At 68.2% G+C, this 16,131-nt stretch carries 12 protein-coding genes; all 12 read left to right on the top strand.

Annotation, left to right across the window (positions count from 1 at the left end; translation table 11 throughout):
* Positions 1 to 290: 290 nt before the first annotated feature.
* Positions 291 to 3,722, top strand: coding sequence for a DNA-directed RNA polymerase subunit beta (locus tag KSK32_RS07740; RefSeq protein WP_216929838.1), 3,432 nt, complete (start codon positions 291 to 293; stop codon positions 3,720 to 3,722).
* Positions 3,723 to 3,802: 80 nt separating this feature from the next.
* A complete protein-coding gene (locus KSK32_RS07735; protein ID WP_216929836.1) occupies positions 3,803 to 7,690 on the top strand; it encodes a DNA-directed RNA polymerase subunit beta' in 3,888 nt (1,295 codons plus the stop codon).
* A gap of 97 nt (positions 7,691 to 7,787) precedes the next feature.
* On the top strand, positions 7,788 to 8,156 hold the full coding sequence (locus KSK32_RS07730) for a hypothetical protein (RefSeq protein ID WP_216929834.1): 369 nt from the start codon (positions 7,788 to 7,790) through the stop codon (positions 8,154 to 8,156).
* Between the two features lie 353 nt (positions 8,157 to 8,509).
* On the top strand, positions 8,510 to 8,881 hold the full coding sequence (locus KSK32_RS34515; protein WP_216935887.1) for a hypothetical protein: 372 nt from the start codon (positions 8,510 to 8,512) through the stop codon (positions 8,879 to 8,881).
* A gap of 502 nt (positions 8,882 to 9,383) precedes the next feature.
* Positions 9,384 to 9,758, top strand: coding sequence for a 30S ribosomal protein S12 (gene rpsL, locus KSK32_RS07720; protein ID WP_007465318.1), 375 nt, complete (start codon positions 9,384 to 9,386; stop codon positions 9,756 to 9,758).
* A 1-nt stretch (position 9,759) separates the two neighbouring features.
* A complete protein-coding gene (gene rpsG, locus KSK32_RS07715; protein WP_013288637.1) occupies positions 9,760 to 10,230 on the top strand; it encodes a 30S ribosomal protein S7 in 471 nt (156 codons plus the stop codon).
* A 75-nt stretch (positions 10,231 to 10,305) separates the two neighbouring features.
* Positions 10,306 to 12,402, top strand: coding sequence for an elongation factor G (gene fusA, locus KSK32_RS07710; RefSeq protein WP_216929832.1), 2,097 nt, complete (start codon positions 10,306 to 10,308; stop codon positions 12,400 to 12,402).
* 222 nt (positions 12,403 to 12,624) lie between these two features.
* Positions 12,625 to 13,818: an elongation factor Tu gene (gene tuf / locus KSK32_RS07705; RefSeq protein ID WP_013288635.1), complete on the top strand. Its 1,194-nt coding sequence runs from the start codon at positions 12,625 to 12,627 to the stop codon at positions 13,816 to 13,818.
* 355 nt (positions 13,819 to 14,173) lie between these two features.
* Positions 14,174 to 14,482, top strand: coding sequence for a 30S ribosomal protein S10 (gene rpsJ, locus KSK32_RS07700; RefSeq protein ID WP_007073037.1), 309 nt, complete (start codon positions 14,174 to 14,176; stop codon positions 14,480 to 14,482).
* A gap of 11 nt (positions 14,483 to 14,493) precedes the next feature.
* Complete coding sequence (rplC, locus tag KSK32_RS07695) at positions 14,494 to 15,159, top strand: 50S ribosomal protein L3 (protein WP_120573086.1); 666 nt, start codon at positions 14,494 to 14,496, stop codon at positions 15,157 to 15,159.
* A complete protein-coding gene (gene rplD, locus KSK32_RS07690) occupies positions 15,156 to 15,821 on the top strand; it encodes a 50S ribosomal protein L4 (protein ID WP_013288633.1) in 666 nt (221 codons plus the stop codon). Before rplC ends, rplD begins: the two co-directional genes overlap by 4 nt.
* Positions 15,818 to 16,120 carry a 50S ribosomal protein L23 gene (rplW, locus tag KSK32_RS07685; protein WP_013288632.1) on the top strand — a complete coding sequence of 101 codons (303 nt, stop codon included), beginning with the start codon at positions 15,818 to 15,820 and terminating at the stop codon, positions 16,118 to 16,120. The genes rplD and rplW overlap by 4 nt, the downstream gene beginning before the upstream one ends.
* The last annotated feature ends 11 nt before the right edge of the window (positions 16,121 to 16,131 follow it).

Genomic DNA, 16,131 nt, shown 5'->3' with positions numbered 1-16,131 from the left:
TCGGGTAAGGGCAACGGCAGCACCGCCGCCGCGGCTCCCGAGCGGACCGGCAGGAGCGTCGCGTTCCGAGCGGCCCGGTCGACCCGGTTTTCCGAGGTCCCAGGGCTTGTTCCGCGACGACCTGCGGGGTGGGCTGGACAGCGGTTAGCCTCTCGGCTACACTGCTAGTTTGCGCTGCCTTCCGACTTGACCCCTGCTCGGAAATGTCCGATTGTGGATATTTCTGGTGGGGTCATTGGAGTGCACGCGTACCAGCCGTTCTGCAGCACCGGTCCTCGGAAGGACGCATCTTGGCAGCTTCCCGCCCTGCGAAGACCAGTCGTACGTCGAGCGCATTCGCGCCCCGCCGAGTTTCTTTCGGTCGGATCACCGAACACCTCGAGGTCCCCAACCTCCTCGCCATCCAGAACGAGTCCTTCGACTGGCTCGTCGGCAACGAGGCTTGGCAGGGCCGGTCGGCGGACGACCCGCACGCACGCTCGGGTCTCGCGGAGATCCTCGACGAGATCAGTCCCATTGAGGACTTCTCCGGCACCATGTCGCTCTCCTTCTCGGCTCCGCGCTTCGACGAGGTCAAGGCCTCGATCGAGGAGTGCAAGGAGAAGGACCTGACCTACTGCGCGCCGCTGTTCGTGACCGCGGAGTTCACCAACAACACCACCGGCGAGATCAAGAGCCAGACGGTGTTCATGGGTGACTTCCCGATGATGACGCCGAAGGGCACCTTCATCATCAACGGCACCGAGCGCGTCGTGGTCAGCCAGCTCGTCCGCTCGCCGGGCGTGTACTTCGACAAGCAGCCGGACAAGACCTCCGACCGCGACCTCTCCAGCGTCAAGGTCATCCCGAGCCGGGGTGCCTGGCTGGAGTTCGACATCGACAAGCGCGACACGGTCGGCGTTCGCATCGACCGCAAGCGCCGCCAGGCCGTCACCGTCCTGCTCAAGGCCATCGGGTGGTCCGCCGAGCGCATCCGTGAGAAGTTCGGCTGGTCCGAGCTCATGATGACCACGCTCGAGAAGGACCACATCGCCGGCCAGGACGAGGCCCTGCTCGACATCTACCGGAAGCTCCGCCCTGGCGAGCCGCCGACCCGCGAGAACGCCCAGACCCTGCTGGACAACCTCTTCTTCAACCCGAAGCGGTACGACGTCGCCAAGGTCGGGCGCTACAAGTTCAACAAGAAGCTCGAGCTGGACGTGCCGATCACCACCGGCACGCTCACCGAGGACGACATCGTCGCCACCGTGGAATACCTCTGCCGGCTGCACGCCGGTGAGGAGGGCTACGAGGCCGACGACATCGACCACTTCGGCAACCGTCGCCTGCGTACCGTGGGCGAGCTGATCCAGAACCAGGTCCGGGTGGGTCTCTCCCGGATGGAGCGGGTCGTCCGCGAGCGGATGACCACCCAGGACGTCGAGGCGATCACGCCGCAGACCCTGATCAACATCCGCCCGGTGGTGGCGGCGATCAAGGAGTTCTTCGGTACGTCGCAGCTGTCCCAGTTCATGGACCAGACCAACCCGCTGGCGGGCCTGACCCACCGGCGCCGGCTGAGCGCCCTCGGCCCGGGTGGTCTGTCCCGCGAGCGGGCCGGCTTCGAGGTCCGGGACGTGCACCCGTCCCACTACGGCCGGATGTGCCCGATCGAGACGCCGGAAGGCCCGAACATCGGCCTCATCGGCGCGCTGTCCACGTTCGCCCGGGTCAACCCGTTCGGCTTCATCGAGACGCCGTACCGGAAGGTCATCGACGGCCGGGTCACCGACCAGATCGACTACCTGACCGCGGACGAGGAGGACCGGTTCGTCAAGGCGCAGGCCAACGCCCCGCTGAAGTCGGACGGCACCTTCGCCGAGGACCGCGTCCTGGTCCGCCGTAAGGGCGGCGAGACCGAGGACGTCCCGCCGGGCGCCGTGGACTACATGGACGTGTCGCCGCGGCAGATGACCTCGGTCGCCACCGCGATGATCCCGTTCCTGGAGCACGACGACGCGAACCGCGCGCTCATGGGCGCGAACATGCAGCGTCAGGCGGTGCCGCTGGTCAAGGCCGAGGCCCCGCTGGTCGGTACGGGCATGGAGTACCGCGCGGCGGTGGACGCCGGCGACGTCGTCGTCGCCGAGGTCGGCGGTGTGGTCGAGGATCTGTGCGCTGACTACATCACGGTCCACCAGGACGACGGCCACCGCCGGACGTACCTGCTGCACAAGTTCCGCCGCTCCAACGCCGGCTCCTGCGTCAACCAGAAGCCGGTCGTCTTCGAGGGCGACCGCGTCGAGGCCGGGCAGGTCATCGCCGACGGTCCGTGCACCGACGAGGGCGAGATGGCGCTCGGGCGCAACCTGCTCGTGGCGTTCATGACCTGGGAGGGCCACAACTACGAGGACGCGATCATCCTGTCGCAGCGCCTCGTGCAGCAGGACGTGCTCACCTCGATCCACATCGAGGAGCACGAGGTCGACGCCCGGGACACCAAGCTCGGCCCGGAGGAGATCACCCGCGACATCCCGAACGTCAGCGAGGAGATGCTCGCCGACCTCGACGAGCGCGGCATCATCCGGATCGGCGCCGAGGTCGTCCCGGGCGACATCCTGGTCGGCAAGGTCACGCCGAAGGGCGAGACCGAGCTGACCCCCGAGGAGCGGCTGCTCCGCGCGATCTTCGGTGAGAAGGCGCGTGAGGTCCGGGACACCTCGCTGAAGGTGCCGCACGGCGAGACCGGCACGGTCATCGGTGTGCGTACCTTCTCCCGCGAGGACGGCGACGAGCTGCCCCCGGGCGTGAACGAGCTGGTCCGGGTCTACGTGGCCCAGAAGCGCAAGATCCAGGACGGTGACAAGCTCGCGGGCCGCCACGGCAACAAGGGCGTCATCTCCAAGATCCTGCCGATCGAGGACATGCCGTTCCTGGAGGACGGCACCCCGGTCGACATCGTGCTGAACCCGCTCGGTGTGCCGTCCCGGATGAACATCGGCCAGGTCCTGGAGACCCACCTCGGGTGGGTGGCCAAGACCGGCTGGAGCGTGGACGGTGACGACGAGGAGTGGAAGCGCCAGCTCCGCTCGATCGACGCGCACGAGTCCGAGCCGGACACCAACGTGGCCACGCCGGTCTTCGACGGTGCCCGCGAGGAGGAGATCTCCGGCCTGCTGGCGTCGACCCTGCCCAACCGGGACGGCAACCAGCTCATCGGGCGCAGCGGCAAGGCGCAGCTGTTCGACGGTCGTTCCGGCGAGCCGCTGCCCGACCCGATCGCGGTCGGCTACGTCTACATCCTGAAGCTCAACCACCTGGTCGACGACAAGATCCACGCCCGGTCGACCGGCCCGTACTCGATGATCACGCAGCAGCCGCTGGGTGGTAAGGCGCAGTTCGGTGGCCAGCGCTTCGGTGAGATGGAGTGCTGGGCCATGCAGGCGTACGGCGCCGCCTACGCCCTGCAGGAGCTGCTGACCATCAAGTCCGACGACGTCCTGGGCCGGGTCAAGGTCTACGAGGCGATCGTCAAGGGCGAGAACATCCCCGAGCCGGGCATCCCGGAGTCGTTCAAGGTGCTGCTCAAGGAGCTGCAGTCGCTGTGCCTCAACGTCGAGGTGCTCTCCAGCGACGGTGTGGCCCTGGAGATGCGCGAGACCGATGACGAGGTGTTCCGGGCGGCGGAGGAGCTGGGCATCGACCTGTCCCGGCGCGAGCCGAGCTCGGTCGAAGAGGTCTGAGGTGGTGATCCGGGGCAGGGTCACCCTGCCCCGGATCCCACTCGTTAGCTAGCAGTACAGACGACGACATAGGGGACATAGTGCTCGACGTCAACTTCTTCGACGAGCTGCGCATCGGCCTCGCCACCGCTGACGACATCCGTCAGTGGTCCCACGGCGAGGTCAAGAAGCCCGAGACGATCAACTACCGCACCCTCAAGCCGGAGAAGGACGGGCTCTTCTGCGAGAAGATCTTCGGTCCGCAGCGGGACTGGGAGTGCTACTGCGGTAAGTACAAGCGGGTCCGCTTCAAGGGCATCATCTGCGAGCGCTGCGGCGTCGAGGTGACCCGCTCCAAGGTTCGCCGGGAGCGGATGGGTCACATCGAGCTGGCCGCTCCGGTGACCCACATCTGGTACTTCAAGGGCGTGCCGAGCCGGCTGGGTTACCTGCTGGACCTCGCCCCGAAGGACCTCGAAAAGATCATTTACTTCGCCTCGTACGTCGTGACGAGCGTGGACGCCGAAGCGCGTCACCGCGACCTCTCGACCATCGAGAACGAGATCCTGGCCGAGAAGCGGCAGGCCGAGAACAGCCGCGACTCGGAGATCGAGAAGCGGGCCGCCAAGCTGGAGGCCGACCTGGCCGAGCTGGAGGCCGAGGGCGCGAAGGCGGACGTCCGGCGCAAGGTCAAGGAGGGCGGAGAGCGCGAGATGCGCCAGATCCGCGACCGGGCCCAGCGCGAGATCGACCGCCTCGACGAGGTCCTCGACACCTTCCGCAAGCTGGAGCCGAAGCAGCTGGTCACCGACGAGCTGCTCTACCGCGAGCTGCGCGACCGCTTCGGTGAGTACTTCACCGGCAGCATGGGCGCCGAGGCGATCAAGGCCCTGGTCCAGAACATGGACCTGGAGGCCGAGGCGGAGAACCTGCGCGAGACCATCCGGTCCGGCAAGGGCCAGCGGAAGATCCGGGCGCTCAAGCGGCTGAAGGTCGTCGCGGCGTTCCAGAACACCCGCAACTCGCCGCTCGGCATGGTGCTGGACTGCGTCCCGGTCATCCCGCCGGACCTGCGCCCGATGGTGCAGCTCGATGGTGGCCGCTTCGCGACCTCCGACCTGAACGACCTGTACCGGCGTGTGATCAACCGGAACAACCGCCTCAAGCGGCTGATCGACCTCGGCGCGCCCGAGATCATCGTCAACAACGAGAAGCGGATGCTCCAGGAGGCCGTCGACGCGCTGTTCGACAACGGCCGTCGTGGTCGTCCGGTCACCGGCCCGGGTAACCGGCCGCTGAAGTCGCTGTCCGACATGCTCAAGGGCAAGCAGGGCCGGTTCCGCCAGAACCTCCTGGGCAAGCGCGTCGACTACTCCGGCCGTTCGGTCATCGTGGTCGGCCCGAAGCTCAAGCTGCACCAGTGCGGCCTGCCCAAGCAGATGGCGCTGGAGCTGTTCAAGCCGTTCGTGATGAAGCGGCTGGTCGACCTCAACCACGCGCAGAACATCAAGTCCGCCAAGCGGATGGTCGAGCGGCAGCGGCCGGTCGTGTGGGACGTGCTGGAAGAGGTCATCGGCGAGCACCCGGTGCTGCTGAACCGCGCGCCGACCCTGCACCGTCTGGGCATCCAGGCCTTCGAGCCGCAGCTGGTCGAGGGCAAGGCCATCCAGATCCACCCGCTGGTCTGCACCGCGTTCAACGCCGACTTCGACGGTGACCAGATGGCGGTCCACGTGCCGCTGTCCGCCGAGGCCCAGGCCGAGGCGCGGATCCTGATGCTGTCCTCGAACAACATCCTCAAGCCGGCCGACGGCAAGCCGGTCACCATGCCCACCCAGGACATGGTCATCGGTCTCTACCACCTCACCCACCTCACTCCGGGGGGCAAGGGCGAGGGCCGGGCGTTCAGCTCGGACGCCGAGGCTCGGATGGCGTACGACAACGGCGAGCTGCACCTGCAGGCTCCGGTCCGGATCCGGCTGCGCGACGTGGTCGGTGTGGACAACGGCGCCGGCGCCGAGCCGTGGACCGCCCCCGAGGGGTGGACCGAGGGCGAGCCGCTGACCGTGGAGACCACGCTGGGCCGGGTCCTGTTCAACGAGACGCTGCCCCCGGGCTACCGCTTCGTGAACTACGAGATCCGCAAGGGCCAGCTCTCCGCGATCGTCAACGACCTCGCCGAGCGTTTCCCGAAGGTTGCCCTGGCGGCCACCCTGGACGGGCTCAAGGAGGCCGGTTTCCACTGGGCCACCTGGTCCGGCGTCACCATCGGCATGGAGGACGTCATCGCTCCGCCGCGCAAGCGGGAGATCCTGGAGCGGTACGAGAAGGAAGCCGACCGGATCGACAAGCAGTACCAGCGTGGTCTGATGACCGCCGAGGAGCGCCGCGGCGAGCTCATCGAGATCTGGACCAAGGCGACGAACGAGGTCGCCAAGGAGATGGACACCGCGCTGCCGCAGGAGAACCCGCTGTGGAAGATGATCAACTCGGGTGCCCGCGGTAACCTGCTCCAGCTCCGGCAGATCGCGGCGATCCGTGGTCTGGTGGCCAACCCGAAGGGCGAGATCATCCCGCGGCCGATCAAGGCCAGCTACCGGGAGGGTCTGTCCGTGCTGGAGTACTTCATCTCCACGCACGGTGCCCGTAAGGGTCTCGCGGACACCGCCCTGCGTACCGCCGACTCGGGTTACCTGACCCGGCGTCTGGTGGACGTCTCGCAGGACGTCATCATCCGCGAGGAGGACTGCGGCACCGACCGTGCCATCCCGATGCAGATCGGTGAGCACCTGGACGGCAAGCTGGTCGTGCACGAGCACGCCGAGACCAGCGTGCACGCCCGGACGCTCGCGGACGACATCAAGGGGCCGGACGGCACCGTGGTGGCCCACCGCGGCCAGGACATCAACTCCATCGGCGTCGACGCGATCGTCGCCGCCGGCGTGGAGACGGTGCGGGTGCGCAGCGTGCTCACCTGCGAGTCGAAGCTGGGCGTCTGCGGTGCGTGCTACGGCCGCTCGCTGCCGACCGGCAAGACCGTGGACGTCGGCGAGGCGGTCGGCATCATCGCCGCCCAGTCGATCGGTGAGCCGGGTACGCAGCTGACGATGCGTACCTTCCACACCGGTGGTGTCGCGGGTGAGGACATCACCCAGGGTCTGCCCCGTGTCCAGGAGATCTTCGAGGCCCGGGTGCCGAAGGGTAAGGCGCCCATCGCCGACACCCCGGGTCGCATCCGGATCGAGGACGGCGAGCGGTCCCGCAAGATCGTGGTCATCCCGGACGACGGCAGCGACGAGATCGTCTACGACAAGATCTCGAAGCGGGTCCGGCTCCGGGCGCACGACGGCGACCACGTCGAGGTCGGCGAGAAGCTCACCGAGGGCACCATCGACCCGCACGAGCTGCTGCGCATCCTAGGCCCGCGCGCGGTCCAGGTCCACCTGACCCAGGAGGTCCAGGAGGTCTACCGCTCGCAGGGTGTGCTCATCCACGACAAGCACATCGAGATCATCATCCGTCAGATGCTCAAGCGGGTGACTGTGATCGACTCCGGCTCGACCGAGTTCCTGCCGGGTGTGCTGGTCGACCGGGCGCTGTTCGAGTCGGAGAACCGCCGGCTCGTCGGCGAGGGTGGCGAGCCCGCCGCCGGTCGTCCGGTGCTGATGGGTATCACCAAGGCCTCGCTGGCCACTGACTCCTGGCTGTCGGCGGCCTCCTTCCAGGAGACCACCCGGGTGCTGACGGACGCGGCGATCCACGCCCGCAGCGACTCGCTGATCGGCCTCAAGGAGAACGTGATCATCGGTAAGCTCATCCCGGCCGGTACGGGCATCAGCAAGTACCGCAACGTCCGGGTCGAGCCGACCGAGGAGGCGAAGGCCAAGGTCTACTCGATGACCGGCTACCCGGAGACCGACTACGGCTTCGGGCCGGCCAGCGGCCAGGCGGTTCCGCTGGACGACTTCGACTTCGGGTCGTACCGCTAAGCAGTAGGAAACGACGAGGCCCCCGGCATCAGCCGGGGGCCTCGTCGCGTCCGGAGTGCCGGGCCCGGGGAACCGGATCCGGGGCATGATGGAGGGCATGACGACAGTGCCCGGGCAGGCGCCCGTCGTGCCGCAGGCGTACCGTCATCCGTTCGACCCGGAGCCGGTCCGCTCCACCAAGGCCCGCGCGGTCTTCGCGCTCGGGCTGATCGGCGCGCTCACCGGTCTGTTCCTCGGCGGCGCGGTGCCGGCCACGATCGCGCTGATGCTCGCGCGGCAGGCGCGCCGGGAGGCGTACGCCTCGGGTGGTTACCTGACCGGCGCGGACTGGCTGCGGCGCGGCGAGCAGATGGCGCGGACCGGGCTGGTGCTGACCGCCGCCGCTGTGGTCGCGGCGGTGGTGATCGGTGTGGTCCGGGCCGCGGATGCCTCGTTCGGCCACGACTTCGCGCCGAACTTCGACTGACCCGGTGGGGGAGCGGGCCCGCGCCCGCCCACCCGGCTGTGATCGGCGGCGGTAGCCTGGCCGGTGTCCGCCGGGCGGCGGGCGCGTGTGGACAGGAGGACCCCGTGACGGAACCGGCCGCGCCGGGAGGCGATCCGACCCGCCCCGGGCCGTACCCGCCGGCTCCCGCGTCCGCCCCGGTGCACGACCCGGGGCCGGCATACGGGGCGTACCCGGGGAATCCGCCGGCGCACGGCGGTGGGTGGCCGGCGCCGGCGAGCGCGCCCGGCCACGGCGGCTGGGGTCCGCACGGCGGTCAGGCGTTCCCGCCGCCACCGGCCGAGGCACCGCGGCCGCCGAAGCGGGTCGACGCGGTGCCGGGTACGCCGTTCGGTGTGGTCCACCTCGACGTGCCGCCGGTCCCCTCGGGCCTGGCCATCGGATCGCTCGTGGCCGGGATCGCCGCGATCGGGGTGTCGCTGCTGGTGTTGTGCTTCGGCCTGGCCGGCCGGGATTACGGCGGCGCCTGGGCGGCGGGCGCGTTCACGGTGCTGGGCGGGCTGATCGGCGTCGGTGCGGTGGTGGCCGGGCTGCTGGCCCGGCGGCAGATCCGGCGGCCGGCGCCGCCCCCTTCGGTCCGGTTCACCGGTGCCGGCCTGGCGGTGGCGGGGATCTCCTGCGGGGCGGTGGGGGTGCTGTTCGGCCTGATCGGGCTCGCCCTGGCCCTGGTGGTGCAGATCACGTGAGGCCGCTGCCGCGACGTCTGCGGCCGCTGACCTGGGTTGAGCGGTATGTCCGGGTGTCCGAAGGCCGGGCGGTGTCGGGGCCGCCGGGTCACGCGGCGGACGAGCCGGTACACTTGTCACTGTAGGTGCCCATTACTGGCGCACCGGCGACCCGGAGATCGGGCGGGGGACCGCGAGGGCGGTCCTTCCCGACCCATCCGTTTTGACCGGCGCGGCTGTGGTAGGTACTCTTTCCCCTTGTGCCCGGGCCCGCCCGGGCAATGCGTGCGTGCGCTGGAACCGGTCAGCCGGTGATCGCGCGGTCGCACCACCAAGACCGAAAGAACCGGTACGACGCGTCAGCGGCCGGCACCGGGACCGTGACTCGGGCGACACGCCCGACCGCGGGTGCTGGGGTGCCGTCAGGCGGCCCTGGTTGGAATGTAGGAGAGCCGCCCATCCGGGACGGCTGGAGCAGACGGCGCGGTCGCCTCGCAGCGGCCGAAGGGAGCGGAGAAACCCGGTGCCCACCATTCAGCAGTTGGTCCGAAAGGGCCGTCAGGCCAAGACGACCAAGACCAAGACCCCGGCGCTCAAGGGGTCTCCCCAGCGGCGCGGCGTGTGCACCCGCGTGTACACCACCACCCCGAAGAAGCCGAACTCGGCGCTGCGCAAGGTCGCTCGTGTCAAGCTCAGCAGCCAGATCGAGGTGACCGCCTACATCCCGGGCGTCGGCCACAACCTCCAGGAGCACTCGATCGTGCTCGTGCGCGGCGGCCGTGTGAAGGACCTCCCCGGCGTGCGGTACAAGATCGTGCGCGGCTCGCTGGACACCCAGGGTGTCCGCAACCGCAAGCAGGCTCGCAGCCGCTACGGCGCGAAGAAGGAGAAGAGCTGACATGCCGCGTAAGGGACCCGCTCCGCGGAAGCCGCTGGTCGCTGACCCGGTGTACAACTCGCCCCTGGTCACCCAGCTGGTGAACAAGATCCTGCTGCGCGGCAAGCGTCAGCTCGCCGAGCGCATCGTGTACGCCGCCCTGGAGGGCTGCCGCGAGAAGTCCGGCACCGACCCCGTCGTCACGCTCAAGCGCGCGATGGACAACGTCAAGCCGACCCTCGAGGTGCGCAGCCGCCGTGTCGGTGGCGCCACCTACCAGGTTCCGGTCGAGGTCCGGCCGTCCCGCGCGACCACGCTCGGTCTGCGCTGGCTGGTGACCTACTCCCGGGCGCGGCGCGAGAAGACCATGGTCGAGCGGCTGATGAACGAGCTGCTGGACGCGAGCAACGGCCTCGGCGCCGCCGTCAAGCGGCGTGAGGACACGCACAAGATGGCCGAGTCCAACAAGGCCTTCGCGCACTACCGCTGGTAACACCTGAGGTTCCGGCGCCCACCGGCGCCGGAACCGCCACCAGTTGTGTCGAGACGACGATAAGTAGGGATTGAAGTGGCCGCCGCAGACGCGCTCGCCAACGTACGCAACATCGGCATCATGGCCCACATCGATGCCGGTAAGACCACCACCACCGAGCGAATCCTGTTCTACACCGGCATCACGTACAAGATCGGTGAGGTCCACGAGGGCGCCGCCGTCATGGACTGGATGGAGCAGGAGCAGGAGCGCGGTATCACCATCACTTCCGCCGCCACCAAGTGCGAGTGGAAGGGCCACACGATCCAGATCATCGACACGCCCGGCCACGTCGACTTCACGGTCGAGGTCGAGCGGTCGCTGCGTGTTCTGGACGGTGCGGTCGCGGTCTACGACGGCGTGGCCGGCGTGGAGCCCCAGACGGAGAACGTCTGGCGGCAGGCGGACAAGTACAACGTCCCCCGGATGTGCTTCGTCAACAAGCTCGACCGGACCGGTGCCGACTTCTTCCGCTGCGTGCAGATGATGATCGACCGGCTCAACGCCACCCCGCTGGTCCTCCAGATCCCGATCGGCGCCGAGTCCGACTTCATCGGCGTGGTCGACCTGGTCGAGATGCGTGCGCTGACCTGGCGCGGCGAGACTCAGAAGGGTGAGGACTACGCGGTCGAGGAGATCCCGGCCGACCTCGCCGACTCCGCCGCGGAGTGGCGCGAGAAGCTGATGGAGACCCTCGCCGACGTCGACGACTCGGTGATGGAGAAGTACCTCGAGGGCGAGGAGATCTCGGTCGACGAGATCAAGGCCGCCATCCGCCGGTCCACCATCGCCGGCAAGGCCAACCCGGTCCTCACCGGTACCGCCTTCAAGAACAAGGGCATCCAGCCGATGCTGGACGCGGTCGTCGCGTACCTGCCCTCGCCGCTGGACATCCCGGCGATCGAGGGTACGGCCACCGACGGCGAGACCCCGCTGCAGCGGAAGCCCTCGGTCTCCGAGCCGTTCTCCGGCCTGGCCTTCAAGATCCAGACCGACAAGCACCTCGGCAAGCTGACGTACGTCCGGATCTACTCCGGCACGCTCGAGTCCGGTTCTCAGGTGATCAACTCCACCAAGGACCGCAAGGAGCGGATCGGCAAGATCTACCAGATGCACGCCAACAAGCGGGAGGAGCGCAGCTCCGCCCAGGCCGGCGACATCATCGCGGTGCAGGGTCTGAAGCAGACCACCACCGGTGACACCCTGTGCGACCCGGCGAACCCGGTCATCCTGGAGTCGATGACCTTCCCGGAGCCGGTCATCGAGGTGGCCATCGAGCCGAAGACCAAGGCCGACCAGGAGAAGCTCAGCACCGCCATCCAGCGGCTGGCCGAGGAGGACCCGACCTTCCGCGTCAAGCTGGACGACCAGACCGGTCAGACGGTCATCTCCGGCATGGGCGAGCTGCACCTGGACATCCTGGTCGACCGGATGCGCCGCGAGTTCAACGTCGAGGCGAACATCGGTAAGCCGCAGGTGGCGTACCGCGAGACGATCCGCCGCAAGGTGGAGAAGATCGAGTACACCCACAAGAAGCAGACCGGTGGTTCCGGCCAGTACGCCCGCGTGATCATCAGCGTGGAGCCGCTGCCGCTGGGCAACGACGCCCCGACGTACGAGTTCGCCAACGCGGTGACCGGTGGCCGCATCCCCCGGGAGTTCATCCCCTCGGTGGACGCGGGCGCGCAGGACGCCATGCAGTACGGCATCCTCGCCGGCTTCCCCCTGGTGGGCGTCAAGCTCACCCTGGTGGACGGCCAGTACCACGAGGTCGACTCGTCGGAGATGGCGTTCAAGATCGCCGGCTCGATGGCGATGAAGGAGGCGGCCCGCAAGGCCGACCCCGCTCTCCTCGAGCCGATGATGGCCGTTGAGGTCACCACTCCTGAGGAGAACATGGGTGACGTCATCGGCGACCTCAACTCCCGGCGTGGCATCATCCAGGCGATGGAGGAGCGCAGCGGCGCTCGCGTCGTCCGGGCCCTGGTGCCGCTGTCGGAGATGTTCGGCTACGTCGGCGACCTGCGGTCGAAGACCCAGGGCCGGGCTAGCTACAGCATGCAGTTCGACTCCTACGCCGAGGTTCCGAACTCGGTGGCCAAGGAGATCATCGCCAAGTCGACGGGTGAGTGACGCTCACCCTCGGCTGATCCGATGACGCGAGGGCGGTCGCGGGAGGGCTCTCCCGCCCGCGGCCACCTCGATCGGGTTGCGTGAGACCGGGCCTGTAGGCTTCATCGCCGCAGAACCCACAAAAGCTCTCCGGCCTTCCGGCCGGAAAGGCTGTCGACAGAGTCCTAAGCGCCGCACGGCGCGCCGGGCGAACGAACCAAGAAAGTCCACAGGAGGACACCAGTGGCGAAGGCGAAGTTCGAGCGGACTAAGCCGCACGTCAACATCGGCACCATTGGTCACATCGACCACGGTAAGACGACGCTGACGGCGGCCATCACCAAGGTCCTGCACGACCAGTACCCGGACCTGAACCCGTACACGCCGTTCGACGAGATCGACAAGGCGCCGGAGGAGAAGGCCCGCGGCATCACGATCTCGATCGCGCACGTCGAGTACCAGACCGAGGCGCGTCACTACGCGCACGTCGACTGCCCCGGTCACGCCGACTACATCAAGAACATGATCACCGGTGCCGCGCAGATGGACGGCGCGATCCTGGTGGTGGCGGCGACCGACGGCCCGATGCCGCAGACCCGCGAGCACGTGCTGCTGGCCCGTCAGGTCGGTGTGCCGTACATCGTCGTGGCGCTCAACAAGAGCGACATGGTCGACGACGAGGAGCTCCTGGAGCTCGTCGAGCTCGAGGTCCGTGAGCTGCTCTCCTCGCAGGAGTACCCGGGTGACGACCTGCCGGTCGTCCGGGTCTCGGCGCTGAAGGCCCTGGAGGGCGACCCGGAGTGGACCGGGAAGCTCCTGGACCTGATGAACGCCGTGGACACCGCGATCCCGCAGCCGGAGCGCGAGACCGAGAAGCCGTTCCTCATGCCCATCGAGGACGTCTTCACCATCACCGGTCGCGGCACCGTGGTCACCGGTCGCGCCGAGCGCGGCATCCTCAAGCCGAACGAGGAGGTGGAGATCGTCGGCATCCGTGAGAAGTCGATGAAGACCACCTGCACCGGCATCGAGATGTTCCGCAAGCTGCTCGACGAGGCCCGCGCGGGTGAGAACGTCGGTCTGCTGCTGCGCGGCATCAAGCGCGAGGACGTCGAGCGCGGCATGGTCGTCATCAAGCCGGGCACCACGACCCCGCACACGGAGTTCGAGGCGACGGTCTACATCCTCTCCAAGGAGGAGGGCGGCCGGCACACCCCGTTCTTCCAGAACTACCGCCCGCAGTTCTACTTCCGGACCACGGACGTCACCGGCGTCGTCACGCTGCCCGAGGGCACCGAGATGGTCATGCCGGGCGACAACACCTCGATGACGGTGAAGCTGATCCAGCCCATCGCCATGGAGGAGAACCTGAAGTTCGCGATCCGCGAGGGTGGTCGTACGGTCGGCGCGGGTCGCGTCACCAAGATCATCAAGTGAGCTGGGTAACCCCGATTAGCGTTGCCGCCGGTCGTGCGGCATACTAGTCAGGTTGCGTAACGACAGTCGGTCACCTGCGTCCGGTTGACGCTGGACCTCCGGGAGTCAGACTGTCTCGCGTAGGGTGGTTGGCCGCCATCAGCGGTCAACCACCCTCGCGCGGCGTCCAGGTCGCGGTCCCCGCGATCGGCGCCATGACCCACCGCGTGGTCAGAGAATCGCTCCGGAGCCCCGGGGCGGAGCCTGGCCCACGGGCGCGACACGCCCGACCGCGGGGGTCGGCGGAAGTGGGCCTGTGCCAGCCGGTACAGGCGCCCGCAACACAGCGGCATCGAGAGAAGGAACAGAAGCCACCATGGCGGGACAGAAGATCCGCATCCGGCTCAAGGCCTATGACCACGAGGTCGTCGACTCCTCGGCTCGGAAGATCGTCGAGACGGTGACGCGTACCGGGGCGCAGGTCGCTGGCCCGGTGCCGCTGCCCACGGAGATCAACCGTTTCTGCGTCATCCGCTCGCCGCACAAGTACAAGGACTCGCGCGAGCACTTCGAGATGCGTACGCACAAGCGTCTGATCGACATCATCGACCCGACCCCGAAGACGGTCGACTCGCTCATGCGCCTCGACCTGCCGGCTGGCGTCGACATCGAGATCAAGCTGTAGGGACCGGACAAATGGACAGGCAAGTCAAGGGGATCCTGGGCGCCAAGCTCGGCATGACCCAGGTCTGGGACAACAACAAGGTTGTGCCCGTGACCGTGGTTCAGGCCGGCCCGTGCGTCGTGAGCCAGGTTCGTAGCGCCGACAAGGACGGCTACTCCGCGGTCCAGCTGGCGTACGGGGTCATCGACCCGCGCAAGGTCAAGAAGCCGGTCGCCGGGCACTACGCCAAGGCGGACGTCGCGCCGCGCCGGCACATCGTCGAGCTGCGCACCTCCGACGCCGCGGACTACGCGCCGGGCCAGGAGGTCACGGTCGAGGAGTTCCCGGCCGGCGTCGTTATCGACGTGACCGGCAAGACCAAGGGCAAGGGCTACGCCGGCCCGATGAAGCGGCACGGCTTCCACGGTCTGCGTGCCAGCCACGGTGTCGAGCGCAAGCACCGCTCGCCCGGCTCGATCGGCGCCTGCGCGACCCCGGGTCGCGTCTTCAAGGGCACCCGGATGGCGGGCCGGATGGGTGGCGTGCGCTACACCGTCCAGAACCTGACCGTCCAGGCGGTCGACACCGAGAACAACCTCCTGCTCGTCCGCGGTGCCATCCCCGGCCCGAAGGGCGCGCTGGTCCTGGTCCGCACTGCGGCCAAGGCGAAGGTGAAGAAGGGCGGTGCGGCCAAGTGACCACCGTTGACGTCATCAACGTCGAAGGCGCCAAGAGCGGCTCTGTCGAGCTGCCGGCCGACATCTTCGACGCGCAGGCCAACATCGCCCTGATGCACCAGGTCGTGGTGGCCCAGCTCGCGGCGGCCCGCCAGGGTACGCACAAGACGAAGACCCGCGGCGAGGTCTCCGGTGGAGGCAAGAAGCCGTACAAGCAGAAGGGCACCGGTCGTGCCCGCCAGGGTTCGACCCGCGCGCCGCAGTTCGCCGGCGGTGGCGTGGTCCACGGCCCGGTGCCGCGCGACTACAGCCAGCGCACCCCGAAGAAGATGAAGGCCGCCGCCCTGCGTGGCGCCCTCTCCGACCGGGCTCGCGCCGGCCAGGTGCACGTCGTCGAGGCGTTCGTCTCCGGCGAGAAGCCGTCCACCAAGGCGGCCCTGGCCACGCTGACCAAGCTGACCCAGGCCCGTCGGGTCCTGGTCGTGCTGAGCAGCACCGACGAGCTGAACTGGGTGTCGCTGCGGAACCTGCGCAACGCGCGGGACAGCCGGGTGCACCTGATCGAGGCCGGCCAGCTCAACACCTATGACGTGCTGGTGGCCGACGACGTGGTCTTCACCAAGGAGGCCCTGGACGAGTTCCTGGGCGTGCCCGCCGAGACCACCGAGGAGGATGGCAAGTGAGCACGATCGCCGATCCGCGTGACGTCATCGTCGCGCCGGTCGTCTCGGAGAAGAGCTACAGCGAGCTGAACCGCAACTGGTACACCTTCCTGGTGCACCCGGACGCCAACAAGACCGAGATCAAGATCGCTATCCAGCAGATCTTCAACGTCCGCGTCCTGACGGTCAACACGCTCAACCGCGAGGGCAAGCGCAAGCGGACCCGTACCGGGTTCGGCAAGCGCAAGGACACCAAGCGCGCGATGGTGAAGCTGGCTGACGGTGACCGTATCGAGGCCTTCGGCGGCCCGGTCAGCTGAGGGGTGTAGAC

Origin of the sequence: Micromonospora sp. WMMB482 (genome assembly GCF_019038635.1) — a bacterium.
Taxonomy (GTDB): domain Bacteria; phylum Actinomycetota; class Actinomycetes; order Mycobacteriales; family Micromonosporaceae; genus Micromonospora; species Micromonospora marina.
This window is presented reverse-complemented; position numbering and strand designations above follow the sequence as displayed.